General features: G+C 65.4%; 13 protein-coding genes and 3 pseudogenes. 9 read left to right on the top strand and 7 right to left on the bottom strand.

Annotated features, from left to right (window positions below):
- Positions 1 to 11: 11 nt before the first annotated feature.
- Together AB0P21_RS18580 and AB0P21_RS18575 are read right to left on the bottom strand one after the other, a co-directional pair.
- A complete protein-coding gene (locus AB0P21_RS18580) occupies positions 12 to 278 on the bottom strand; it encodes a hypothetical protein (RefSeq protein WP_363698457.1) in 267 nt (88 codons plus the stop codon).
- Positions 232 to 916: pseudogene (locus tag AB0P21_RS18575) on the bottom strand (CoA transferase). Before AB0P21_RS18575 ends, AB0P21_RS18580 begins: the two are co-directional and overlap by 47 nt.
- A 598-nt stretch (positions 917 to 1,514) precedes the next feature.
- Between AB0P21_RS18575 and AB0P21_RS18570 the strand changes: the two are divergent.
- The 4 genes from AB0P21_RS18570 (at position 1,515) to AB0P21_RS18555 (ending at position 7,176) form a co-directional block, all read left to right on the top strand.
- Positions 1,515 to 3,218: a TIGR04141 family sporadically distributed protein gene (locus tag AB0P21_RS18570; RefSeq protein WP_363698067.1), complete on the top strand. Its 1,704-nt coding sequence runs from the start codon at positions 1,515 to 1,517 to the stop codon at positions 3,216 to 3,218.
- Between the two features lie 28 nt (positions 3,219 to 3,246).
- Positions 3,247 to 4,521 (top strand): hypothetical protein, encoded by a 1,275-nt coding sequence (locus AB0P21_RS18565; protein WP_363698065.1) that lies wholly within the window; start codon positions 3,247 to 3,249, stop codon positions 4,519 to 4,521.
- Between the two features lie 98 nt (positions 4,522 to 4,619).
- A complete protein-coding gene (locus tag AB0P21_RS18560) occupies positions 4,620 to 5,879 on the top strand; it encodes an NB-ARC domain-containing protein (RefSeq protein WP_363698063.1) in 1,260 nt (419 codons plus the stop codon).
- A gap of 133 nt (positions 5,880 to 6,012) precedes the next feature.
- Positions 6,013 to 7,176 carry a hypothetical protein gene (locus AB0P21_RS18555; RefSeq protein WP_363698062.1) on the top strand — a complete coding sequence of 388 codons (1,164 nt, stop codon included), beginning with the start codon at positions 6,013 to 6,015 and terminating at the stop codon, positions 7,174 to 7,176.
- Positions 7,177 to 7,565: 389 nt separating this feature from the next.
- On the opposite strand, the gene AB0P21_RS18550 is transcribed toward AB0P21_RS18555, so the two are convergent.
- Positions 7,566 to 12,086, bottom strand: a complete 4,521-nt coding sequence (locus AB0P21_RS18550) for a trypsin-like peptidase domain-containing protein (protein WP_363698061.1) — start codon at positions 12,084 to 12,086, stop codon at positions 7,566 to 7,568.
- A gap of 373 nt (positions 12,087 to 12,459) precedes the next feature.
- On the opposite strand from AB0P21_RS18550, the gene AB0P21_RS18545 reads away from it, so the two are divergent.
- Positions 12,460 to 12,675, top strand: a complete 216-nt coding sequence (locus AB0P21_RS18545; RefSeq protein WP_363698060.1) for a hypothetical protein — start codon at positions 12,460 to 12,462, stop codon at positions 12,673 to 12,675.
- On the opposite strand, the gene AB0P21_RS18540 is transcribed toward AB0P21_RS18545, so the two are convergent.
- From AB0P21_RS18540 to AB0P21_RS18530, 3 genes are all read right to left on the bottom strand, one after another.
- Positions 12,629 to 13,393, bottom strand: a complete 765-nt coding sequence (locus AB0P21_RS18540) for a hypothetical protein (RefSeq protein WP_363698058.1) — start codon at positions 13,391 to 13,393, stop codon at positions 12,629 to 12,631. The two genes, AB0P21_RS18545 and AB0P21_RS18540, sit on opposite strands and share 47 nt — an antisense overlap.
- A 555-nt stretch (positions 13,394 to 13,948) precedes the next feature.
- Positions 13,949 to 18,406, bottom strand: coding sequence for a trypsin-like peptidase domain-containing protein (locus AB0P21_RS18535; protein WP_363698056.1), 4,458 nt, complete (start codon positions 18,404 to 18,406; stop codon positions 13,949 to 13,951).
- Positions 18,407 to 18,430: 24 nt separating this feature from the next.
- Complete coding sequence (locus AB0P21_RS18530; RefSeq protein ID WP_363698054.1) at positions 18,431 to 18,829, bottom strand: trypco2 family protein; 399 nt, start codon at positions 18,827 to 18,829, stop codon at positions 18,431 to 18,433.
- Positions 18,830 to 19,147: 318 nt separating this feature from the next.
- Between AB0P21_RS18530 and AB0P21_RS18525 the strand changes: the two are divergent.
- From AB0P21_RS18525 to AB0P21_RS18510, 4 genes and pseudogenes are all read left to right on the top strand, one after another.
- Positions 19,148 to 20,617 (top strand): annotated as a pseudogene (locus tag AB0P21_RS18525) (polyketide synthase); the annotation flags it as partial.
- A gap of 130 nt (positions 20,618 to 20,747) precedes the next feature.
- A pseudogene (locus tag AB0P21_RS18520) lies at positions 20,748 to 21,727 on the top strand (acyltransferase domain-containing protein).
- Positions 21,728 to 21,787: 60 nt separating this feature from the next.
- Positions 21,788 to 22,624 carry a polyketide synthase dehydratase domain-containing protein gene (locus tag AB0P21_RS18515; RefSeq protein WP_363698449.1) on the top strand — a complete coding sequence of 279 codons (837 nt, stop codon included), beginning with the start codon at positions 21,788 to 21,790 and terminating at the stop codon, positions 22,622 to 22,624.
- A gap of 126 nt (positions 22,625 to 22,750) precedes the next feature.
- On the top strand, positions 22,751 to 23,623 hold the full coding sequence (locus tag AB0P21_RS18510; RefSeq protein ID WP_363698052.1) for a mycofactocin-coupled SDR family oxidoreductase: 873 nt from the start codon (positions 22,751 to 22,753) through the stop codon (positions 23,621 to 23,623).
- A gap of 189 nt (positions 23,624 to 23,812) precedes the next feature.
- Here AB0P21_RS18510 and AB0P21_RS18505 read toward each other — a convergent pair whose 3' ends face one another.
- Positions 23,813 to 25,405, bottom strand: a complete 1,593-nt coding sequence (locus AB0P21_RS18505; protein ID WP_363698050.1) for a restriction endonuclease — start codon at positions 25,403 to 25,405, stop codon at positions 23,813 to 23,815.
- Between the last annotated feature and the right edge of the window lie 374 nt (positions 25,406 to 25,779).

The following is a 25,779-nucleotide window of genomic DNA, read 5'->3' as shown; positions in this document are numbered from 1 at the left end:
AGGCGGCCGAGTCACTCGAGCCAGTCCTGTCGTACGGACGCCGTACTGGAGCCGGGTGCGGCGGGAGCGCTCGGCGTGGCCGGCGGCGTGCGGGAAAACCTCGGGGCCGGGGCCGCCTGCCAGACGCCGTCCAGCTCCAGCAAGGTGCCTCTAGCAACGATAGGAGGGTGAACGACAACCTCTTCAGGGGCCAGCACCGCGGTGACGCACGCCTCCGTACCGGCGAACAGTTCAACCCAGTGGTCGCGATCTTCGGCCAGGAAAGCAGCGGTGAACAAGTCCCGGAGGAGGGGCCCACCCCGCTCGATCCAGTTGGTCCAGCAGGGCAACCGGATCAAGGTCGAGTCCGGCCAGCAAGGCGCGGTAGAACGCGGCCTCGAGTGCGCCGACAGCGACATGGCGACCGTCCGCGCAGGAATAGGTGTCGTAGAAAGGAGCCCGCCATCCAGGAGATTCGTGCCGTGTGAACCTGCCCACACCTGCTGGCCTTGCATCGACCACCTGCCCCTGCCCAGATCTCTCGCGTTCCCACAAGGCAGAGAGCACTCCGGCCAGCAGCAGCATCGAGCCACCACCGAAGTCACCGACCAGATTGAGAGGCAGCAGCGGTGGCTGCCTGTTGTGCCAGCGGACCGTCTTGCCCACAGCCAGTGATTCGCCCGTAGACGAGCCGGGGATTCAACGCCAGACAGCTGTCGGGGCCGACGCCGAGACGTTCGGCCACTCCGGGGCGGTAACCCTTCAGCAGAACATCAGCCCGTGCGATCAGGCGTAGTACCGGGTCATGGCCATCGGCAGTCTTGAGATCCGCGTACACCGACCTTCGTCCTCGCAACAGCTGATCAGGCCTGCCGTTGCCCAGATCCAGCGCGCCGGCCAGCCGCTCGATCCGGAGGCCGGTCAACGGGCCGGTCATGTCAGGCCACCCCCGAACTCCGATCGACGGGCTCGTCGACCGCGCCGTCGGCCAGGAGCGCGAACTCGGTGGCCGTTCTGCGTACGTCGGCGCGCAGGTGCTCCTGTTCGAGCCGCCCGTCCAGGAACGTCAGATCCGTCCGCAGTTCCTCGACGTCGCTCGCCGTGAGATCCCACTGAGCAAGAAACGAGCTGCGCGGCTGCCCGTCCTGGCGCTTCTGGCAGTACTGCGCCAGCTGCTGACTCAGCAGGTCGTTGGTCCCGTCGAAGATCGTGAAAACCCTTGGCGTCGAGGAAGGCCTAGCCGGCGATGTCTACAGCAGCGCGAGGTCCGACCGCATGGGCGCTTCGCTTCAAAGGGGCATCGACGGAAAACTGTTCAACGGTAGGAAGTTTGTCGGTCAGTTCACAGCGAAGATTGCCCGGAGATCTGGAAACTGTGAGGGCAAGAAACCCCTGTGGTCCCACCGCAGTACGCCGTCGATCAGGCGACTTTTCGTCGCAATGATTCACCGGACTCGCCGATATTTCTCGCGGACGCAATCCTGGCGTGATCTTCTGGTTGCTCACGAAGAGTGACGGCGGGAGGTGAATTGGAGATGGTGACCAAGGTTCCAGGCACGCGAGCTGTCACGCTGCACAGGCTCTGGCGTACGCCGCCGGACGCCGGGTCGCTGCTCGACCTCCTCGATCACGAGCAACTGGACGAACTCGAAGACCTCGACTTCGGTCCGGTGACCGTTGCGGACGAAGCCGGGCTGTGGGTGCAGGGAAGCTTCCGTACCAGGGACGGCGAGTCAGCGGAATGGTGTCTGGCAGCACAGCGCACACTCGGTCGTGAGGTGCACTTCTCCGACTCCCGCTCGGCAGGGCTGCTGATGCTCATCGTCGACGGCCGTGCCTACGCTATCGGCTACGGGCAGGGCCACCGGTTGCTTCCCGGCGATCAGAAAGATCGCCGCTTCGGTCTGGAGTTCGCCACCCGCGCGCTGGACCCGACGCAGGTCCACAAACTCCTGCGCCGTCGGCCCGGAGCCCGCGGCCGGACCGAGACCACGTTGATGCCGAACGGATCCCCGATCTGGGCGTTCGAGGTGGGCGACGGCTATGCGGACCTGGTCGGCCGGGCCAGCGGGAAATCCCAGAGCATCCAGCTCAGCCGGTCCCGTCCGCTGCATCCAGTCTCCATCGACGGTGGGGTGGGGTTGCAGATCCGGCTCGCGACCGACCCGAAAGAACTCGTCGCGGACATCCGCACGATCGCTGAGGTACTGGACCGGAATCGCAGGCCGGAACTGGAGTACATCGACCGGATCAGATCGGTCCAGGACGACACATTGGCGGGCCTGCTCGACCTGGACCTCGAGGGCCTCCTGGGCAGCCCGGTGGATGCGGTGAGGCACTGCCTCAGCAGCGTCGTACCGATGGATCTGGCAGAACACACCGAAGAGATCCACGGTTACCTGGTGCGACTCGGCGCAGGGACGCGGAAAGCCAGCGAGATCACTCTGGAGGGTCTGCTCGACCGGGCCCACATCCTGCGCCCCGGGACCCGGCTACAAGGCTTCCGGGAGGGCAGGGTGCAGGCCTACGCGGACGAGGCATGCACGCTCATGCTGGGCGGCAACCGGGCCGTGGAGTGGCTGGAAGCCGTTCTGTCCATGGACGATCGTCATTTCGCCATGGTCGACGGACACTGGTACGAGATCGACGCGGAGTACCGTGACCGGCTGCGCGAACGAGTCCGGCAAGTACTCGACGTGAGGTCCGCCCTCGAACTACCGCCGTGGCAGTCGGGCGATTCAGAACGTCAGTACAACGAGAACGCGGAACTCGACAAGGACCTCGGGTTGCTCTGCCTCGACCGCAAGGGCGTCAAGGACGAGTGGCACACCAAGTGGGGGTTCGAGGCCTGTGATCTGCTCGGTCCGGACAACGAACTCATTCACGTCAAACAGGCCACCGGCTCCGCGCCGCTCAGCCACCTCTTCACCCAGGCCTGCGTCGCCGTGCAGGCACTGGAAGGATCCACCGAAGCCCGGCTCCGATTCAGGGAACTCGTCCAGAAGCACGGCAAGGGCCGCGAACTGCCGCCGAGCTTCCTCCCGACGAAGGTCGTCTTCGGAATCCTGCTCAAGAAGGGTGATGTGGTCACGCCGGAAACACTGTTCCCCTTCGCTCAGGTGGCGCTGGTGCAAGCGGTCGGTGTGCTGCAGTCCGCGCGCACCCCGATCCAGGTCGAGGTACGGGCCATCGACCTGGAGGAGTCCGGGGCAGCCGCGGCGCACGTTGAGAGTCTGTAGGGAATCATCTCGACGGAGGGCCGATGACATGGCGTTCGCGAAGGACCAGTGGACCAAGCCGGTCCAGCAGGCTGATGGGACGACCCGGCGGGAGCGCGACGACAAACGCTGGGGACGGGGGAAGCGGTGGTTGGGCGTCTGGCGCGATCCGAGTGACCGGGAGCGCTCCCGAGCGTTCGAGACCAAGACGAAGGCGCTGCAGTTCGCCACGGCGATGGAAACCGATCGGGATCGTGGCGAGTACTTCGACCCAGCGGCCGGCAGTGTTCGGCTGAACACGATCGGCGCCCAGTGGCTGGCCGGTCGGCAGGTCGATCCTGCCACCGTCATCAGGTACGAGTACTGGTGGCGGCTGCACGTCCAGCCGACCTTCGGGTCGAGCCAGGTGAGAAGTGTCCGGCCATCGCAGATCGCGGTGTGGGTCACCGGACTGAACAACGCCTACGGTGTCTCGACGGCGCGCGGTGCGTTCGCCGTCTTGTTCGGCTGCCTTGAGATTGCTGTCGCGGACGGCATCCTGAAGAGCAATCCGGCCCGCTCCACAGTGATCAAGCTGCCCGCGGTCCGGCGGCCGCAGATCGTCGTGTGGCCGGACGAAACGGTTCAGCGGATCGTGGTCGCGCACCCGGAACGGTTCAGACCTATCCCCCTCATCGCCGCGGCCTGCGGACTGAGGCAAGGGGAACTCCTCGGGCTAGGGGCCGAGGACATCGACTTCGGGGCAGGCATGATCCACGTCCGCCGTCAACTGAAGCAGCTCGGCAAGCACTACGTGTTCGCCTTTCCGAAGAACGACCGAGAACGCGCCGTCCCCTTGTCGCCACTCGTTGCCCTGCACCTACTGCACCATCTGAAAGCCTTCCCCCACGCGCCGTTCGCCCTTCCGTGGGAGCGCGTGGATGGTGATCCGATCGCCGTGCAACTTCTGTTCCGCGGACCCGACGGCGGCTGTCTCAAGGCACGCACGTACAACGGTGGAGTCTGGCGGCCGGCCATCGCGGCGGCCGGCATCATTCCTGCGGCAACTCGGAACTCCAGAGGACGGATGGCGTACGTCGGAAGCCGCAAGGACGGCATCCACGCGCTGCGGCACTACTACGCGAGCGTCACCCTCACGGATGGCGTCAACATCAAGGAGCTGGCCGAGTACCTCGGGCACCGTAGCGCCGCCTTCACCCTGGAGCACTACCAGCACCTGCTCCCGACCTCGCACGACCGCGCCCGCAAAGCCGTCGACAACCGCCTGACCCGGATCGGACTGTCGAATCCCCAAGAGCTGGCAGGAAGTGGTCAGGTGGCCTAGCCGAATCAACGACACTCGACGCGGCTCACTGCGGTGGCCGGTTCCGGCAGATCGATGCCACACTGTGGGTTGCTTCGGACAACAGCCTGGGAGGCACCGTGGCGAACCTCGTGGCCGGACTGCTGCTCGGTCTGCCGTTGTGGTTGCTCATCGTTGCGGCCTTCATCGCCGCTGCCGCTGTGGTCAAGTTCGTCGTCCTCGACGGGCGTTCACTGAAGATCGGCCCGTTCGAACTCGGTTCCCGGCCGGACCGTGCGCCGGCCGTTCAGCCTGTCCCGGCTGGACCAGCTGATCAACGATGGCAGCGCTACGCCCTGCAGCACATCAACCACGACGAGCTTCTGGCCGCGGAAACCGTCATCGCGGAGATGAGCCGGGCCCTGCTCAGCGACTCGGCAGCGTGGGCCCTGACGGTGACGGGCGAAGGCGGGATCGGTAAGACCGCAGTCACCTACGAGGCCGTCAACCAGGTGGCCGAGGCCCAACGATTCAACCGCATCATCTGGGCCTCGGCGAAGGACGCGTCAGATCGTCCCGACAGCCTGCCTGCCGGCTCGCCGCTACTGATCGACTGGCACGACGTCGTCCGCAAGATCGCCGAGCAGTTCGACGTCAAGCTCGGACCACGTGACCTGCTGGATCTGTGGCTCAAGGAGCGACTCGAACGATCGCTGCGTGAGGAGCGGGTCCTGCTGGTGGTCGACAACCTCGAGAGTGTGCAGGATGCCGAGCAGGTCATCAGCAAGGTACGCGAACTCGGCTTCGCCAAGCCTCATCGGCTGGTGGCGGTCAGCCGGAAGGCAGTGGCCAAACGTCTCCTCGGCGGTGCCCCCGGTGATTTCGGCATCACCAACATCGCGATTCCTCCGCTGAGCGAAGAGAGCACGCTGCAACTGGCCCGCCTGATCGCGGGCGCTGACCGCGACGTCCAGGCCGCCGCCGACGACGTGCTCCGGCCGGTCCATGGCATCACCGAGGGAAACCCCTTCCTGATCAAGCTGATCATGAAGACGTACCTCGACAGTCATCGGCCGCTCGAGGCAGTCATCGACGACCTGAAGACGAAACAGGCCGAACTCGGCGACAGCGTCGACAAGTACCTGTACGCACAGGCTCTCAACGAGCTCGCCGATCGCTTCGACCCGCTGTCGGCCCAGCGGCTGATGGCGTCGTTCACCTTCTTCGTCCGCGGCGCAACCCTGAGTTTCGACGACATCATGGCCGAGAGCGGCATCGCCGATCCTGATCTCCTCGCGGAACTGATCGCCGGAGCGATCGACCTGTTCCTGATCACTCCGTCGAACATGAACACGAGGTACTCCATCCACAGCCTCCTGTTCACGTTCCTGGAGAGCTGACATCGACGAACTGGAACGCTGGCAGAGCAGCTTCGCCCGGACCAGGGCGGAACGCACGATAGCCAACGCACGGCAACAGCTCGCCCGGAGCACGACGGCCGCCCCTTTCGTCACCGACGTCGAGCACTTGGCCATGCTGCTGGATCGTGCCGCGGACTTCGTGCTCGACCTTGACGCCATTCCGACCACGGCACTCCTGGACCTGACACTGGAGCAGGTCACCCTGTCCGGAGGCGGCCCGGACTTCCGCCTGACCAGCCGGGTGATCTCCTCGGCAGAGAAGATCATCAATCGGCTGCAGGAGAACGGCCGGCCGGTCACGGACCTGCTGCTGAGCCTGGCGCGGTACCACGCCGCGTTCGCCAACGGCGGCGACCTGCGCCGGAAAGCCGTCGAGCGAGCTCGCGATGCGGCCCTGGACGACGACGAGCTTCTCAGAGCTCTGCTCGTTCTGGCGCGCGTCGAGATCGACACCAGCAACTACCGCAAGGCCGCTAAGCTCCTGGCGGCCTGCGGCGGGCTGCCACCGATGACGCGAGCGGCGTACCGTCAGCAGTTGCTGGTCACCTCCGCGATGGTGAGTTTCTATGATGACGTCGGCGAGACGGAACGCCTCTGCCACCTGGCGTTGGACGGTGATGACGACCCTCCCCGCACTGTCATCGGCAGACAACAGCCGCGGGCGGAAGCACTGCACTACCTCGGCCGGGTCGCGAAGTTCGACGGCCGTCATCAGGAGGCACTGGACTTCTACCTCAGGGCGCAGGAGCACTCCGAGGGACGTCTGACCGGCCGCGGGTTCCATCATGTCCGGATGGCGGAGGTTCTGATGAGCCACGACCTTCCCGACGAGATCGTCTACCACCTCTCCGAGGCACGACGAGATTTCCAGCAGGGACAGGAGGCGAGCGCGGGTGAGGCACAACTCGACGCCACTTACGCGGCCTATCTGTCCCGTCAGCAGCGCTTCGACGAAGCCACCGAGGTACTCACCAAAGCGAAGAGACGCTGTCGCGAGCACAACTACCCGCGCGGCGAACTCCAGTGCATAGCGCAACTGGCCATGATCGAGTGGACCCGCCGGCGCCCCGGCTCGGTGATCCGCCGAATCGGGCAGGCGGGCGTGGTCTTCCTGCGTGACGAACTCGCGGCGGACTGGCGTCATGCTGGTTCCAAGACGCTGACGGACCTCAGATTCGCCCGTGACTTCGTGTTCCCACGACGGGGTCGCCGTGACACCAGCGAGATTCACTGCCCCTGCGGCGCCGACCACCGGCAGGGTGAGATCGGCATCTGAATCAGCCGAACAGTAACGCCTGTCGTGGGGGCTTCCGAGGGACTGGCGGGCCCGTCGGGTGGGCCGGCCAGGTCGGCGGTTTCGACTTCGTGGCCACACCCGGCTGGCGCCAAAGTTCGTCTACGGCCAGGTATCGGCGATCACGGACATTTGCAACGGGTGCGCCCGGTGGGGGTCGCTGTCCACCCCACCGACGGCCCGGCCCAGTCCGGCGACGTCCGTGCGCCGACCACGCAGATGGATTTCTTCAATCCCGGCTCCCGGCCCGACGAGATTCAGCAGATGTGCCGCCGGAGATGAGGTGATGATGGACCTCTCCGGACTCGTGCCGCTGGTCACCAAGAACGCGGACCTGGCACTGCGCTAATGAGCAGGCCGTCCGTCCCGGCTCAACTCCTGGAGCGCGGCAGGAGCTGACTGCCGTAGTACGCCGGTTCTGCTTGCGCCAGTTGTGCCTGAGCCAGCGCGATCAAAGCTGCCGGCTCGAGCTTGGCGACCGTCGCGAGGGCGGTCGACCAGGGCTGTTCCACCCAGAGAGCTGCGACCAGCCGCCTTGCGACGGCAGACATCCCGCAGTCTGCCAGCGTGGAGGCCAGGACCTCTGTCAAACCAGTTCGCTGCCTGTGATCGTTGATTTTGGCAACGAGGCGCTCGGCTTGTTCAGCCAGCAACTGGGCCGGCTCCACCTGCCCGTCCTCGTTCAGGGCCGCGGAGATCATCACCAGCATGCGAGCCCGCGACGACGGGTCCGTGACCAGAGCGGTGAGCCGCTCTGCCTCGCCGGTGCGTCCAGATCGAACATAGGCGATGGCAAGGCGGGTCAATGCCCACGCATTGTGGTTGAAGCCATTCCGCAGTTGCTCAGCTTTCCGAACGACGTCCGCTGCCAGTTCGTCTTGTCCGGTATCGATCAAGAGCGCGGCGACCGCTGTCAACGCATCGGCACGCTGAAACTCGCTGTCGATGGTGGTAGCAGCCTGTTCTGCCTCGGCGTATCGGCCCGCTTCAGCGAGCACCATGGCGAGGCTCGTGGAGACTCGCCCTCGCCGATGACCATCGGGGATCATGTCGACCAACTGCCCGGCCGACTGGATCAGCCGCGCGACCCCGTCGGTGTCATCTGCTGTGATCAGGCGCGTTGCCACCGTCAGTAACACCTCCGCCTGATGATCGGGTCCTTCGACCTTGGTGGCCAGTTGTTCCGCGTCTTCGTACCGGCCGGAATCGGCCAAGGTCGCTGCCAATGCGGTCAATGCCCCGGCGAGAAGGTCAGGATCGGTAGTCTGCTCGATCTTGGCCATGATCGCGGCGGCTGCTTCATTCGCTCCGGACCTGATGTGCGCGACAGCGATGTCCGTCAACAAATCGACCCGCTGATGAGGCACGGAGCCGTCGGCGAAGCTTTCGGCCGCGGAGTAGTTTCCGGTGCGAATCAGGACCCCTGCCAGAGCCACCTTTGCTTCGCCGAACGCCCATCGATCAGCCAGCCTTTCGACCACACGTCGAGCCTGTTCAGCGAGTGGTCGAGCCTGCTCCACGGCCCCAGCTGACTCCAGAGCGCCGGCCAGGTCGGTCAACGCATGCGCCCGCCGGTAGGGGTCGGTGGTCTCGATGCCGAACTGTTCGACCAGATCGGCGACGGCCGCTGCCCGGAGATGGTCGCCGGCCTCGAGCAGCACAGCGGCCCGCGAGGTCTGGGCTTCGGCGTACGATGACGGGCCGGTCATTTTCGCGACGATCTCTTCGGCCGCGTCATGATGCCCAATCTCCGTCAGAGCGACCGCGATCTCGGCCAGTGCCTCGTCGTGCCAGAGGTCCGATCCCTGCAGGAAGGCAGTGGTCAGATCCACCACTTCGCCGACCACTGCTGTCGCGCCATCGACCTGGCCCGCCGCCGTCAAGGCCGACAACACCGGCAGCATCGCCTTCGCTCGCTGGGCGAGGTCCGCGATAGTGCCACAGACGCGCCGGGCTTCAGCAAACTGCCCGATCCCGGCCAGAGCTTCGACCAGACTGCCGAGAGGTCTGTACTTGTCCCGCTGAGGGAGTGTCTGAACAACCACCTCCACCTCGGCGGTGAACCTCGAGACCGTCGCTACCCGCCCAAGAGCCGCCATGGCGGGGATCAGCGCTGTCAGTACCTCGGCCCTGCTGTCCGGCTCTCCTACGGCCGCGACCAGCCGCAGTGCGTCATCTGCTGTGGTGGCGGCCTGTCCTGTCTCTCCGGCACGTGCCGAAACGGTCGCCATGACGGCCAGCGCCAGAACTTGCCGAGGTGGGTCCTCGATCATGGTGGCGATCCGATCGGCTTCGGCGGCGTGCCCGCGCTTCGCCAGCTCAGCCGACAACATCAACTGTGCTTCGGCGCGCACCTCGAGGTCGATGATGTCGCCCGCTATCCGTTCGGCCTCGACGAACTGGTCAGCCGATGCCAGCGCAGCAACCAGCCAGGCAAGTCCGCGGGCCGGAAATCTGAGTTGATACTCCGGCACCAGCGCAAGTTGTTCAGCCTCCCGGGCCGCTGCAACCGCTTGCCGGCCCTCGCCGACCTCGGCCAGGGACTCAGCGAGGGTCAACAGCGGGCCAAGCGCCGGCTGAGCCCGAACGGAGGCGGCGATCCGGCGGGCCTCGTCGTACTCACCCACACCCACCAGAGCTGCCACCAGGACCGAGCAGGACTTCAGAAACCAGACGTCGGCCTGGACGGTCTCGGCCTCTTGCTCAGCGCGAGCGAAATTCTTCCGGGCGTCCTCGAACAGGCCGGCTCGGCACTGGGCGACGGCGACCAGGACGAACGCCTCGACTCGGGCCACGGTGCCGATCACGGCTCCGGCGAGACTCTCGGCCTTGGCGTAATGGCCGAGATAGGCCCAGATCGCGGGCAGCATCGCAGGCATGACCTCGTTGCGCTGCTCCAACTGGTCGCGGTTCCAGACACATCTGGCCAACGCCACCAGGTCCGGCTCAGCAGCTGTGCAAAGTTCTGTCCCGGCGCAGTCCGCAGATGGCCGCGGATCGCTGATCAGCAACCGGATCGCGGCATTCAGATCTGCGAGAGCTATCGCATCGCCTCCAGTCATCGCCCGAACCCGGATCTGCCATTGCCGGTCCGTCACGATAGGGACCAGCCGGTCCGCGTCCCGCTCGGCGCGCAGCATGCCGAGATAGCCGGTCAGCAGGTACGGCGGGGTTTCCTCCGGCCAGTTCTGGTCGGCATAGCCATCGGCCCAGAGGTGCAGGTCCTCGCGGTACGCGGGCAGGTCCCCGGCGAACGACGATCGGGCGTACTCGCGCAATGCATCATGTGAGAACTCGTAGCCGTGCCCGCCGCTGCTGCTTGTCAGAGTCCGCGCGAGGTACCTGTTCCAGACCAGGCGGATATCTGATGCGTAGACGCCAGGATTTCGGCTCTTGATCAGAGCTGTCAGATCATCATGGCTGAGTGGCCCTTCGGCAGCAGCCAGCAGACCGACTATCCGGGCGTCGAGACGTCCGGGGTCCTGCAGGGCGTGATTGATCTCGTTCTCAGCCTGCCGCCGGAACTCTGCCGCGACCGGCGAGGACGTGAGCTGGGTCCGACGGAAGCGAAGCGGGTGATCGTCAGGGATTCCTGTGGGTGCCCCTAGCCGACTGCTGACCAGCAGGGCCGCATTCAGGGGCAGCGGCAGCGTCAGTGAGCCGGGAAGCCACTCAGCGACAGGAATCTGGCCGATGGGCTCATATTCGTCGAGGCCGTCGATCACGACCACCAGACGTCGGCAGCGTAGTGCCGCGCTCTCCAGCAGTTCCTCCAGCCGACTCAGCGCCGATGCATCGGCTGACTGCAGTTGTAGCGTGCGCAGCTCGGATGCCGGCAGCCCTGCTACCGCTCCGAGCTGAACCGTGAGTGTGCCGATCACGTCTTTCGCACTGTTCAGGCCGGCCGATCGACGAAGGAAAGCGGCAACGACCACCGTCTCCTGGTCCTGATGATGGGCCGACCACCAGGACAGCAACGCCGTCTTTCCAGCGAAGGCATCAGCGGAGTACCACCGCCAGCGTTCGGTCCCGGCAGCAAACTCGTCCAGCGCGGTCAGGTCCTTGGACCGACCTGAAAGGACCGCGGGCGCCAGTCTGCGGGCCACCCGCTGGTAGGTCGTCTGCACCATCCGAGCTCTTGAAGAAATCAGCGCGGGACGGTCGAGGTTGGGCACCTGGGTCCGCCAGGTCCGGGGTGAGTCGGCTTGCCCACCCGACCGTGAAAGCGGATGGACCGTGAGACTGCCCGTTCCTTCGGCCAGGTGGTGCTGAGCGACAACCCCGATGACCAGGTCGCCGGCCCAGACAGCAGCGCCCGACATCCCCTCCCAGATCGACCGCTCCGTGGTCTGTGGAGCCGGCGCGCCGACGATGGCCATCGTCAACGTGCCGGTTCGCTGGTTGCCCATCGGCCTGATCTCTGCGCCGAAAGCGCCGATTTCACGCAGCATGTCCCGTGGTGGCTGCGATGACTCGTCGGCTCTTCGGAGCGGTTCTCGCAGCTTGAACCTCGGCATCCCCAAAGCGATCACCGGGATCGGCTCGTCCGAGGTCCGGTCAACCTCCGCGAACAACACCGGCACGAAACCTTCCGGTGGCTCGTGATCAGGCACCGGAACGAGTGCCCAGTCCGCCCCGTCTCCAGCGAGCCGGATCCCGGCCACGTCGACGGAACACTCGTCGCTCGTCCTGAGTCTCAGCTGTGGATCGACCCAGACCCGCACCGAGGTCATGCCCCGTACAACGTGCGCCGAGGTCAGTACCCAGCCGCGATCGACCAGATATCCCGAGCCCACTCTGGTGATTCCATCGGAACCCGAGACGCGTAGTTCGGCGACGCACCTGCCGGACGGATGTGTGAGCCGGGGAACCCCAACTGATCCGTCTTTCACGAGCTGCGCTCCCCCGTCGTCCTGCACACGCCACCACCGGGCGCAACCAGTCTGTCACCCGTAGGCCGGTACCGGAGACACCACAGGCTGAGGCTCGGATATCCACAGATGTCCCAAGACGGGGTGTTGTTTCCCGGTTCCGGCCGTCAGACTCGTATCTGCCCCTGAAAGCCCCGCGATCTGCCCTGTTCATCCGAATCAGTGGGGAACAGACTTGTCTGGAGAGTGACCTCGACGCTGTTCGACCCGTTGAGCTAAGTGTTAGATCTGTGTAAAGGTGCGATATCAGTGATTACTCCGCGTAGCCCGTTGCCGCTGGTCGGCTGCGATAAATGTCAGGCTCATGCCACAACCAGCCGCTGAGGGGGACGACATGGAACCGTCGTGGGAGATGACCGGTGCCGATCGGGCGATAGCGGCGGCGAACGATCCGGACGGATACTTCGCCCAGGTGCACGCCGAGAGCAAAGCCGCGGCGGTGGCCGAGCTGAGGGCGCGCGACAAGCGTCGCGCGCTCGAGGTGAAGGCCAGGCTTCTGCGTCTCATCGGTTTGGGCGGGCTAAACGACCGACTCGCCGGTGAACGCTGAGAAAGGTCGCGTACTGCTCGGCCACCAACTGAATGATCCGCAGATCCTGCGTTCGGGCAAAGGCCGAAGGAATGGCCGCGTTCAGCGTGATCATGCCGTAGAGAGTCTCCTGAGAGCCAACAGCCACCGCTACGAACGCCCGATGATGCTCGCCTGGGGACCAGCCGGCCGGATGTTCGGACAAGTTGCCACTGTTCCACTCGATCGGACGGCGATGATCCAAGGCGTCGAAGAAACGCTCTCCGATGCAGCCGTCGTTCTCGCTGATCTTGCAGGCCGCAAGTCGGCCGGCGCCATGGTGCTCCGTCGGGACGAGAACTCGAGGTTCCCCCGGGTCATCGAGCTTCCAGAAGCAGACGCGCACGTGCGCCGCGGCACCACCGAAGAAGTTGCACACCTCACCGAGAGCGGTCGCGGTGGCCTGACCCAAGATGTTGGCGTGACCATCGGCATCATCGGCCTGAAGTTCGGCGAGTCGTGCGATGTGGCCGTTCAGCGGAAGAACGAGTGTCAGCACAGTGTCCCGGGATTCGGTCAGCCGCTCCTCCTCGTCCCGCTTCGCCCTCCGCAGGCGAATCCCGTTGATCGTCGAGGCGACGTACGGGATCGCGGCCATCAGCAGGGTCGCACCGATCCCGATCCGGCGCATGATCTTGTGTCGCGATCCCTGAAAGATCCACCACCCTTCGCCGTCGGGGACGTTGTCGGAGATGTCCACCTGCATGGTCCAGGACAGAACAGCGCACAGGCCGATCGTCGCCAGCAGTGCGACCGGGCCCCAACTGAAGCGCCGGTACCAGGGCCGCTCGCCTGCAGACGAGGTCACCCCGCGCGAGGCGGATTTGGGCATGCCAGACTCCCACCGTCACTGGGGACGCCGGCCAGGCCCCATTCCTGCCAGACATTCGAGGGGAGCGATCACAACCTGGCAGGAATCGGCGTGGAAGCGATCGCAGCACCGGCTCAACGCTGGACTGACGAGGACTTTATCAGAACGAAACATTGTTCCTGATGCAGCACCCGGCCTCCCTGACGCCGACCGCCTTGCAGACAAAGGATCGCGCCGATCGACCGTTGGACGATGTTCAAAACTGCGCACGCTACCCGGACACTGAAACATTCAGTGAAGAATAGTTTCGAAAACCTCGCGATGGAATCTACGGTCGTGCTGGTGAAGTGTTCGGTGATTACAAGGTTGAGATCCATGTCGTCGACCCACGCCCGACCTGGCCGTCCTCAACGCGTTGCTGGGCGACTACGCCAAGTCTGAGACTCACGGCTGGTAGTCTGCGAGTTCAAGACGGGCAAGGGCCAGCAGAGGCGCAGGGTCAAGACAGACGAGCGTCTCGAGTGGAACGTCCCAGTCCTTCACTGTCCAGATGGCTGCGACCAGGCGTCGTGCCGTGGGCTGCGCACTGGTCCTGGCAAGCATCGGCACGAGAGCCACCATCTGATCCGTCCGATCATCGACATCGTCGATGTCGGCCAATGAACGCTCAACTTGCTCAGCCAGCCGGTCTGCCTCAGCGGGCTCCCCCAACTCGGAGTAAGCGACAACCATCGCGGCCAGCACCTGGCAGTGGCCGGCGGGTGTCCTCAGCATCGAAGGGATCGCTTCGGCATCAGCTCGCCGATCAGAGCGGACGAGTGCAGCTGCGAGGTCGGCCAGGCTCTCGGCGTAGAGATCTGGTTCCAGACGGGCTCGATCGGTCTTCTCCAGCAGTTCCATGGCCAGTTCCCGGTCACCCACCTCGATCAGCGAGGCGGCGATCGACACCCAACTCCCGGCCCGCAACTCATCGGACTCGACAGTGCCGGCGACCTGTTCCGCGTCGGCGTACTGACCGGCCTTGGCCAGCATCTTGACGACCGCCACCCGCGCCTGGTCTCTCAGATACGTACCACCGTCCACCGAGATCGCCGGTGCCACGGCTTTCATCATCGTCGCCGCCCTGACCGATTCGCCGGCTGCGAGCAGAACAGGCGCAAGGCCGGCAACTACCGTGCTCCGCCAGACTGGATCGTCGATCTCGGTCACCGTTTGCTCGGCCTGAGCGTACTGACCCTTCTCAGCCGCCAGCGTGGCGAATCCCAGGACAGCCGTGGCACTGAGTCGGCTGTCCTCGACCGAACTTCCGAGTTGCTCGATCCGCCGCTTGACACGGCCGAATCGCTTGGCTTCTCCGCCTCTGCCCAGAGACACTGCCAACTCGATCAAGGCTTCCAGGCGCTCGGTGGGTTCACTGATGCCGTCAGCGACGCGTTCTGCATCCCGGTAGCGTCCGATGCGAGCGAAGAGGATGGCGAACGCGCAGTTGAGCACTGAAAGCTCGTCCGGGTCGCTGATCGTACCGACGGCTCGTTCGATGTGTTCAGCCAGGCACCGGGCCTGGGTGACCTCTCCGGCCATTGCCAGTGAATCGGCCAGCCGGATCATGTTGCGAGTACGCCAGTAGGTGTTGGTGGCTGCGGCGGCGGACTGCGCGATCCTCTCGGCCAACGCTGTCGCCTGCTGGTGCTCCCCGGCTTCGATCAGCGCCATCGCCCGTTCGGTCCGAACCTCGGCAGAGAACTCGGGCGGAGTGACATCGGCGAGAACCTGTTCGGATTCGGCATGATGACCGGCCTTGGTCAGCGTCGTGACGATTTCGATCAGGGCATCTCTGTCCCACAGCGCAGCCTCGTGTGCCACCTCGGATCCGAGTCGTGCGACGTCGCCGGCCATCACCTTGGCCCGCTCGACCTGACCCTGCTCGCTCAGTGCCCGGCAGACAGACAGAAACGCCCTGGCTCGCCAAAGAGGGACGGTGATGGCCGCCGCGACACGCGCTGCCTCGCTGATCTCTCCCACCTTGGCGAGCTCGTCCGCCAAAGGGTAGAGCATCTCGGCCTTCGCATGAGGGTTGGAGAGCCGCGCGATGCCATCCTCGACCTGGTCGCACAGCGCCGCGACCGCGGCGCGCTGGTCGACTGCGGCCCGCGTCTCGATCAGGGCGGTCAGCGCCCTCTCCCGGTCACGGCTGCCGAGCAAGCCGGCCACCCGCTCCGCCTCATCAGTGATCGTCCTGGCACGAGAGGTCAGACCGGTTCGCGCGAGCAGCGTGGCAGCTCGGACCTGAGTCAGCACCCGACAGGCCGGGTCGTCGATGGTTGCCGCGATCCGCTCAGCATCAGCGAAGCGACCAGCTTCGGCGAACGCCGTGGCCACCGTCGCCAGTGCCTTGGCCCTGATCTCCGCGAAACCGATGCGATCCGCGAACCACTCCCCCTCGGCAGGTCGACCTGTCTGGGCCAAGGCTGTCGCGATCCGTGCCAGGTCGTGCATCTGGGACCAGAAGATCCTGTCGGATCCGTACGCGAGGCGGTGCACTTCTCGACCGACCTCGACGGCTTGCCGGATCTCGCCCATCCGGGCCAAAGCCTCGGCCAGCGCAGCCAGTATCTCGGAGCGGTCGTCATCAGCGAGGAGCGTCGCGATTCTCCTGGCATCATCGATCTGGCCGGCCTCGACCTGCGCGGTGACCAGCGCGACCCAGGCCCGCAGATTCTGGGAACGGCCGATCAGCGGGGCGGTGGCCTGGCCGGCCAGCAGAAGGTTCGCGCGTGCCTCCCTGACCAATCCAGCTCGGGTCTGGGCGACAGCGACCATGGCCAGCGCCTCGACCCGATCCGGGCCGGAGGTGATCGCGCCCGCGAGATTCTCTGCCCGCGTGTGGTGTCCGAGTTCAGCCCACACTGCGGGAAGCCTGACCGGCGTCGCGGTGTTCCGATCGCGGAGTCGCTCCTGATACCAGACGACCTTTGCCAGCGCGACGAGATCGACCTCTTCATTGACGCAAATGCCGGGTAGAGCGGCCGGCTTGTCGGGATACCGCGGATCGCTGGTCAGCAGTTGGGCGGCGGCCCGCAGGTCCGCCAGCGCGATGGCGTCACCACCCGTTGCCGTCCTGAGACGAGTCTGCCGTGCAGGGTCGATTGCGACCGCGACGAGCCGGGCGGGGTCTCGCTCGGCCGCGAGCATGCCGGCGTAGCCAGTGAGAAGGTACGGCGGGGTGTCGGCCGGCCAGCCGCGGGTCGCGTGATCATGCGCCCAGTCGTGCAGATCTTGGCGGTAGACCGGCAGATCGCCGGCGAACGTAGTACGGGCGTGCTCGCGCAGCGCGTCGTGGGAGAATTCGTAGCCGTCGCCTCTGGCGGTGGGAGTAAGTGTTCGCGCGAGCCGCCTCTTCCACACCAGCTGGACATCAGAGGCATAGACGCCCGGATTCCTCGCCCTGATCAAAGAAGTCAGGTCATCATGGGTAAGTGGCCCATCTGCCGCCGCCAAGAAGCCCACGATGCGGGCATCGAGCCGGCTGGGATCCTGCAGAGCGTGGTTGATCTCGTCCTCGGCGCGCCGCTGAAGTCGTCCCGCTGTCAACGAACTGGACAGGCTCGTCCGGTGCTCACGCAGCGGATGGTCATCAGGAATTCCGGTCGGTGCACCTGCCCGGCTGGTGACGAGCAGTGCTGCGTTGGGAGGGAGCGGCAGGGTCTGTGAGCCGGGAAGCCATTCAGCGACAGGGATCTGCCCCACCGGCTCGTACTCGTCGAGACCGTCGATCAGGACCACCAGCCGGTGGCACCGGCGGGCGGCGGCTTCCAGCAACTCGTCCAGGCGGCTCAAGGCTGAGGCGTCCGCAGATTGAAGCTGCGGCTGTCGCAACTCCCCCTCGGGCAAGCCCGCAATGGCGCCCAGTTGGGTGAGCAGCGTCCCGATCACGTCCCTGGCCGTGTTCAGACCGGCCGACCGGCGCAAGAAGCAACTGACGGCCACGACGTCGTGGAGCTGGTTGTTCGCCGTCCACCAGGCGAGTAGCGCTGTCTTGCCCGCGAAGGCGTTCGCCGTGTACCACCGCCATCGGTCCGGGCCGGAGGCAAATTCGTTGAACTCGGCAACTTCTTCGATTCGCCCCGACAGGATGGCCGGCGACAGACGCCGGGCGACGCGCTGATAGTTGGCCGCGATCATCTTCGTAGGCGAGGCGATGGGAACAGACTGACTGAGGCCTGATAGCACTGCCCCGAGCTGATTGCCCGCGGGCCTCGGCTGGAGGGTGAGACTGCCGGCACCTTCCGTGGCATGGTGTCGATCGACTACACCGACGATTCTGTCCCCTGCCCAGACAGCTGCGCCCGACATGCCCTCCCAGACCGAACGCTTGCGGTCCTTGTGGGTTGCTAGAGTCTGCGGTGCGCCGACGACAGTCATCGCGAAGGTGCCGGTCCTGGTGTTGCCCATCGGCAGGATCTCGCCGCCGACGACGGCGATCTCCCGTACCGAACCGCGGTTCACCTGCGCCTCGTGGCGCGGTTCGCGCAGCTTGAACCACGGCATTCCCAGTGCGATGACCGAGATCGGCACGACCGACGTACGGTCAACCGTGGCGAACTCTGCCGCGCGGAAGCCGACCGGCGGCTCATGTTCCGGTACCGGAATCAGCGCCCAGTCCGCGTCGTACTGGACGCCCGAGAGGTCGACGCGGGTTTCGTCCTGCGGCAGAAGCTGGACCTGGGAATTCACCCAAGCCCGGACCGATGTCATTTCCCGGACGACATGCGCCGCCGTGAGGACCCAGCCTCGATCGACCAGATATCCCGACCCTATTCGGCCGGCGCCGTCAGCATCCGTTACGCGCAGCTCCACGACGCACTGAACGGCCGGATGCGAGAATCTCGGCAGTCCGCTCATGTGTCACCGCCCCGGCCGAACGGCTCAGTTGTGGATCGGCGGGGGCGGCTGCTGCTCGTCAGGCCCGACCTCGCCGTACACATCGAGACCCCGACGCGTGGTTGCCCCTTGCTCGTCGGTCGACTCCAGCCGGGGCCGCAGGGTCAGCGTCAACGTCTGGGTGCCAGACCGCTTCGCCTCGTGCCCAGCCGTGCCCGAGGCCTCGGCCGACCCGAACACCCAGAACTTCCCGCTGATCTTGCCGCCCAGTTCCGCGGTCGTGGTGCGCTCATGGACGACCTCCAGCGTGACCGACACCTCCTCCACGCCCAGCCGTAACTCGCCGCCCTCGTTCACCGCCGCGACCCGGGCCGCCTCCAGGTCGGCTCGCAGGTCGGCCAGAAACTCCACCAACTCCAGCCGGGTTGTCGATCCGTCTGCCACGTGACCCCCTTCGATTGCACAGCACCCTACAGCCGGCCGAGATTCTCCCGCTTGCTCTTCGATGCTTTTCGCCGAAACCCTTCGTTCGTCGTCATGCGGCTGTTCGCGCTGGCCGTCGCCGCTGCTTCGGATTGGACCCGCTCGAGGCAGTGGACGTCAGTGTGATCTCGCCTCCTTTGCCGCGTTCCCGAAGACAATCGTGGAGGCTCCGAAGGATTCTGCAGCCCTCCGTAGCTTTTCGGCACTCCCGGCCCACCCCTCGACACTGCACGCCGTAGGTCCGTTCAATGCTGGGGAGATCTAAAGGGGGCGATTCACATGGATCCCATCGCCATTATCGGTATCGGCTGCCGCTTTCCGGGTGGTGGTAACTCACCCGGAGCTCTGTGGGAACAACTCCTGGCCGGCGTCGACGCGCTCGGCGATGTTCCGGCAGATCGCTGGCGGACGGACCTGTTCTATGCTGCCGACCCGTCGAGTCCGGGGGAAACCCCGGTGCGGCAGGGTGGATTTCTCGATCAGTCCATCGATCGCTTCGATGCCGCCTTCTTCGGGATGACGCCGCGCGAGGCCACTCCGCTGGATCCGCAACAGCGGTTGCTGCTCGAGGTCGCCTGGGAGGCGCTGGAGGATGCCGGCATCCCGCCCAGCACGCTGGCCGGACGCGGCATCGGCACGTTTGTCGGGGGCTTCATCAACGACTCGATGCACCTGCAGGTCGCCGAGGCGAACCGCGGCCTGATCGGCAACCAGACGGCGACCGCCGCCAGTACGACGCTGCTGTCCGCACGCCTGGCCTTCGTCTTCGACTGGCAAGGGCCCTGCCTGACCATCGAGACCGCCTGTTCTTCAAGTCTCGTCGCGTTGCATTACGCCTGTACCGCGATCGCTTCCGGTGAATGCGAGATGGCGGTGGCCGGCGGCGTCAACCTGATGCTGAACCCGGTCACCACAGTGGTGATGTCCAAGGGGCACTTCCTGTCACCCGATGCACGTTGCAAGGCGTTCGACAGCCGCGCGAACGGCTATGCCCGTGGCGAAGGCGCCGGACTCGTCGTGCTGAAACCACTGAGCCTCGCCGAGCGAGATGGCGACCGGATCCATGCTGTCGTCCGTGGTACCGCCGTCAACCAGGACGGTCGCACATCCGGGATCACGGTGCCCAGCGGAGATGCACAGTTGTCTGTGATCCGGGAGGCCTGCCGTCGAGGCGATGTCGATCCGCTGACGGTCGGGTACTTCGAAGCGGATGGTACCGGAACTCCTGACGCTGATCCGGTCGAGGCCGGGGCGATCGGACGTGCTCTGGCGGCCTCTCCGCATCGCCACCTGATCGGCTCGATCAAGACCAACATCGGCCACCTGGAGGCCGCTGCCGGCATCGCCGGAGTCATCAAGGCGGCATTGTGTGTCCAGCACGGCGTGGTTCCGCCGAACCTGCACTGCGAGAACCCCAATCCGAACATTCCGTTCGACGTCCTTCCGCTTCAGGTGCCGACCGAGACAATGCCCTTCCCGTCAACGCCGGGCCCTCGACGGGCCGGTGTGAACTCGTTCGGTTTCGGCGGCATCAATGCTCACGCCATCCTCGAACAGGGTCCCAGTGCCGCCGGCGCCGAGGAGGAATCCGCCCCGACGGCGATGGTGCTGCCGATCTCGGCGCGCAGTACGGCGGCGCTGCGGCAACTGGTCAACGAGTACGCCGGTCTGCTCGAACGCCCTCTGCCACCATCCCTGGGCGCGGTCTGCCGCGCGGCGAGCCGGGGTCGCGATCATCACCCGTTCCGGACCTTCGTCCTGACCGCTGAAGCCTCTCACGCCGCAAGGGAGCTCCGCGAACTGCATCTGGCCGACCAGCCTGTACGGCGACATTCAGGCATCGCTTTCGTGTACACCGGGATGGGTCCTAAGGTGGGGCATGGGCCGGGACCTGATCCACACCGAGCCGTTGTTCGCCAGCGTCGTCGAGGACTACGACCGGACCCTGAGTCGCTTCGGTATCTCGATGACCGAGGAGTTCGGCCGGGAGGAAAAGAACTCGCGACTCACTCAGACGGTGTACGCGCAGGTGGGCAACTTCGTCCTCCAAGCCGGTCTCACCGCGATCTGGCGGTCCTGGGGATGTCTTCCCTTCACCGTCGTCGGCCACATCGTGGGCGAGGTCGCCGCCGCCTACGCGGCCGGCGTCTACTCGCTGGAGGATGCCCTCACGATCAGCTTCCACCGCGCTTCTCTGCAGGCCACCCAGGCCGGCCTCGGTGCGATGATGGCCATCGGGCTGCCTGTCACGGAACTCGAGCCGCTCCTCGAGCAGGGTGTGAGTGTCGCCGCCGTCAACAGCCCCACCACGACGACGTTGTCCGGTGACGAGGCGGCGCTGGGTAAACTTGCGAATCACATGGACCGTGCCGACGTCTTCTATCGGTTGCTCCAGGTCGAGGTGGCCTATCACAGCCATCACATGGACGCCATTCAGGACGAACTGCGCGCGGCGCTCGCGACGATCGAGCCGCGACGGGCCGAGTCCCGTTCTTCTCCACTGTTGCCGGCGACGAGGTGGACGGAAAGGATCTGGACGCCGCCTACTGGTGGCGAAACGTTCGGCAGCCGGTTCGGTTCAGCGCGGCGATCACCAAGATCATCGATCAGAACCCCGCGGTGGTTCTGGAGGTCGGACCGCATCCAGTCCTCGCGTCAGCCATCGAGGAGGCACTCTCCGCGGCCGACTGCGACGCTGCGGTGATCGCTTCGCAGCGACGGCACCGAGCGGACGGACTGACCCTGCGAAACGCCTTGGGCGCGGTGTACTGCGCCGGTGGACCAGTTGACTGGAACCTTGTTCACCCCGGCCAACCGCGGCACGTCGACTTGCCGACCTACGCCTGGCAGCGCGAGTAACACTGGCACGAGTCCGCAGAAGCAAGAAGCGTTCGGTTCGGCGCCGAGAGTAGTCCGCGTCTGCTCGGCCGTAGCATCGACGGGCCGCTGCCGATTTGGGAGACCGAACTCTCGCCGGCCGCCTTTCCGTACCTCGGCGACCATCGCGTCGGCGAGAACGTGGTGTTCCCCGGTGCGGGCTACGTCGAGGCCGCGCTCGCGATGTTCGACGACGAAACGCCTTGCCGGATCGAGAACCTGGCCTTCCATCGGCTGCTCGTGCTCGACCCTGCGACGATCAACACCCTGCGGTTGAGCTTCGACCCGACGACGCGTGAGATCACCATGTACGGCCGGCGTACCGGCGATGATCCGGCCTGGGTTCTTCATGCCAACGGCCGACGATCCGGGCTCGCGGATCCGACTCCTCCCGGACCGCGCTCATTGTCTCTGGAGGTTCTCACCGCAGGCTTGAACGAGGTCGAACGAGCATCGATCTACGCACGCTTCGAGCGGGCAGGCCTTCGCTACGGGCCGGCCTTCCAAGATTTGCGACGACTCTGGTTAGGTACTGAGGAGGTGGTCGCCGAGATCGAGGTCGAGGGCCTCGACGTCAACCGGTACCAGTTGCACCCCGCTGTTCTGGACGCTGCATTTCAGGCCTTGCTGGCGGTGCTGCGTCCGCAGGCCGACGGCACCAGCATTCTGGTGCCGGTGGAGATGGCGGAGATCCGGTTCAGCGAGCTCCCGGTGCGGGTCAACTGTGGGCTCACGGCACCAGGAGCAGCCGCTCGACGGCCGAGCGGCCGGCCGGGGATCTTGTGCTGTTCACCGCTGACGGCGAGAAGTCGCCGAGGCGCACGTCGAACTCCATTCGCTGGTCGGGCGCTGGGCAACCAGCATCCGGTGGGGCGTTAGATCCCCAAGATTCACCGCAACATTCCTCGTGGTCACTCACCCTCCACTCTGCCTATCTATGCAAGGCTCTCGTTGTGACAGATTGTTGACATTTCGGGATGATTCACCATCTTTGAAGGAGGATCAGTGGACAGACTGGCAGGAAAGGTCGCCTTGGTGACGGGTGCCGCACGCGGGCAGGGACGCGCTCACGCGGTGGCCCTGGCTCGCGAGGGTGCCGACGTCGTCGCGATCGACATCTGCACGCAGATTCCCTCGGTGCCGTACCCGATGGCGGGGGCCGGCGACCTCGATCAGACGCTCGCCGAAGTGGAGAAGACTGGCCGGCGGGCCCTGGGCAGCACAACCGATGTGCGGGACCAGAGCCAGTTGAACGCAGCGGTTGCCGCCGGCATCGAGGAATTCGGCAGGATCGACATTGTGGTCATCAATCACGGCATCTGGACTCGCGGCCCGCTGTGGGAGCTGACGGACGACAGCTGGCACGACATGCTCGACGTCAACCTGACCGGTGTCTGGCGCACTCTCAAGGCGGTGGCGCCAGGAATGATCGCTCAGCATTCAGGCTCTGTCATCATCGCTTCGTCGGCGAGCGCGGTACGGGGACAGCCAGGAGCGGCGCACTACAGCGCCGCCAAACACGGCGCGAACGGTTTGATGAAGGCCGCGGCGCAAGAACTCGCGCCCCACGGAGTTCGCGTCAACGCGATCATGCCCGGCTTGGTGGACACCGGGATGACGGACTGGCAGGGCTGCTACGAGGTGACCGGTGGACATCCTGGCGCCACTCGAGCCGAGCACGAACAGGGGGCGCACTACCTGCATGCCGACGGCGGCCTGATCAGGCCCGACGAGGTGAGCGGGATCGTCGTCTTCCTCGCATCCGACGACTCGGCGCGCATCACCGGGGCCGAGATCCCGGTGGACGGCGGCAACCTGCTCCTGCCGGGATTCAACCCTGTCCCGATCAGATCCGTAGAAGTCACAGAGTCTCCGTAAGTCGCATCAGGATGCTTCACAGTCTTCTGCGGCCGACTCGGCCACAGAAGACTGCGCGGACATCATCGTGAGGGAGAGTTTGCCCTGGTGGGGTGTCGTGACCCCCACCAGGACAAAATCGTCCAGCCGGCGGTTGGTCATCGTCGGAACCGGCCGCTGTGGCGCAACCTGGCGCGTCGCCAAGCTTGCTCAGAGCGGCCCAGGCGCAGCACGGTTGCCCTTCGGCTTCGGACGGTCGGCGATCCCGATCAGAACGTCCTTAGCCAGGTGCTCCTTGATCAGATAGACCAGGCGGTCACCATCGATGAGCTCCATCCGCCCGTGCTCGCGGGCCTTGTCCCAGCATTTCGCGGTGAACCAGGAGGTGGTGACGAGGATTCCCCAACCGGCCCGCTTCTCCTCCATCGCGCCTGCCAACTCACGGACGTGGCTGATGCCCACCACCTTGCTCCATCGCTTGGCCTGGACGATACTCAGGCCGCCCATCAACGGCGTTCGCCGCGCGATGACGGCGTCCACGCCGTCGTCGTTGCTCTGCTCGGTGTTCCAGCCCTCACAGCCCTGGGCAACGAAGATCTGACGCACCAAGTGCTCGAAGTTGGTGGGCGACATCTCCATCAGATCTGGCCGCGAATCGAGCGTCGACACGGCGTCGAATCCCTCGATGAACGAGTACTTGCTGAGATCGAAGTCGAGGATCGGCTCGATCGGCTCCAGCTCGTACGGGTGCGCTGAAACAATCGCGTTGAGGTGTCTCACACACTGTGCGGGGTCGACCTTCCGCAGGTTGGCGTTCGGCGGGAAGTCCGCCCGCTCCACGTTCAGGCTGACAATGCACGGGTACTCCTTCTGTCCCGTCCCCGGGTTCAGCGCGTGCACGTGGCCGTTGAAGGCCACGGTCGCCAACTTCGGATCGCTGTCGAACAGATCCCGGACGAACAGCAGAGCGACCTGGCTGATGATGTCCCGGTACAGACTCGCGGTCTCCTTCGGGGCACGCTGCACGGGCCTGATCTCGTCCTTGGTGGGCAGATAGCGGTAAGAGGCCACAGTCGGCACGATGCTCCTCGGGGGAAGCTCGACCTGGACGACCACCTGCTCGGTCCGCGGGCTGAACGTCAGTTCGACCTTGCGCGGGAACGCGGACGGCAACGGGGTGACCTGCAGGACTCGGCGAAGATACTTCTCGACCGCGGCTTTGTCCCGGTCCCGAAGCCGAGTTGCAAGGGCCTCGACCGCCCGGTTGTGGCGTCTGGTCTCTTCGGCGCCGCTCGCGACCTGTTCAGCGTGAGCGCGCCGCAACCGCGCCACCTCCCGGAGCCGGCGCATTTCCCGGTCCGTGTGCTCAGCCGTCGCGCTCTGGAAGGAGCGCTCTGCCCACGCACGTTTGTCCTCGTACCTGGCTTGACCGCCGAAGAACTTCGACACGGCTCCGGGCGCACGGGGCGCGAACTCATGCCACACCGGTGCGGAGGATGCCGTGCCGTACTCGCCCAGGTCCAATGACGGAGCACTGAACGTTCGCCTGGTGGCGAGGATGTCGAACTTGGCCGAGCGGGCAATACCTCCCGCGAGAATCCCCCGCAGTTGCCTCACGGCGGCTTCCAGCCGTGCATTGTCCGTCTCGACCTTCTGGCTCCGGCTGATCAGGTGCTGACGTTTGCGCTCCTTCTCAGCTTCCCGAACCTCCCGCTCCCTGGCCTTTCGTTCCTTCTCGGCATTCCGTGCCTGTGCAGCCGCCTGCCGCTGCCGATCGCTCTGCGAAACCCGTCTACGCGCCATTGACCCTCCCAAGTACCTGAACCCGCGCAGGTGCGAACAATTGGACCGCTAGCAACTACACAATGTTACGAGATGTCTCAGGTTCTGAAGAAGTCGTAGAGACTACGGAGGCTCCGTAGGTCGAAACCTGAACCCCGTAGTCTTCTGGTCGCCGAGGCCGAGGCCTCGACAATGCGTGCGACCGATTCTTCAATGCTGGGGAGGCCGCGACGCATTTCACCGGCCTACCCGGTCCGGTTGCGTGGAAGGAAAATGTCATGGCCGTTCGAAGTCCTCGAGGACTCGGTCCACAACGTCGTTTCGGGCGTGCTTCTCTGCGGGTCGTGGTCACATTGGTGACGCTGGTGGCTACGACCGGCATGAGTGTTTCGGTT

The organism is Kribbella sp. NPDC056861 (assembly GCF_040687575.1).
In the GTDB taxonomy this organism is placed as follows: Bacteria; Actinomycetota; Actinomycetes; order Propionibacteriales; family Kribbellaceae; genus Kribbella.
This window is presented reverse-complemented; position numbering and strand designations above follow the sequence as displayed.

Excerpts from the sequence above, each read along its gene's own strand:
- AB0P21_RS18570 (WP_363698067.1), top strand. The coding sequence starts at position 1,515 with ATGGTGACCAAGGTTCCAGGCACGCGAGCTGTCACGCTGCACAGGCTC.
- AB0P21_RS18565 (WP_363698065.1), top strand. The coding sequence starts at position 3,247 with ATGGCGTTCGCGAAGGACCAGTGGACCAAGCCGGTCCAGCAGGCTGAT.
- AB0P21_RS18555 (WP_363698062.1), top strand. The coding sequence starts at position 6,013 with ATGCTGCTGGATCGTGCCGCGGACTTCGTGCTCGACCTTGACGCCATT.
- AB0P21_RS18545 (WP_363698060.1), top strand. The coding sequence starts at position 12,460 with ATGGAACCGTCGTGGGAGATGACCGGTGCCGATCGGGCGATAGCGGCG.
- AB0P21_RS18535 (WP_363698056.1), bottom strand. The coding sequence starts at position 18,406 with ATGAGCGGACTGCCGAGATTCTCGCATCCGGCCGTTCAGTGCGTCGTG.
- AB0P21_RS18505 (WP_363698050.1), bottom strand. The coding sequence starts at position 25,405 with ATGGCGCGTAGACGGGTTTCGCAGAGCGATCGGCAGCGGCAGGCGGCT.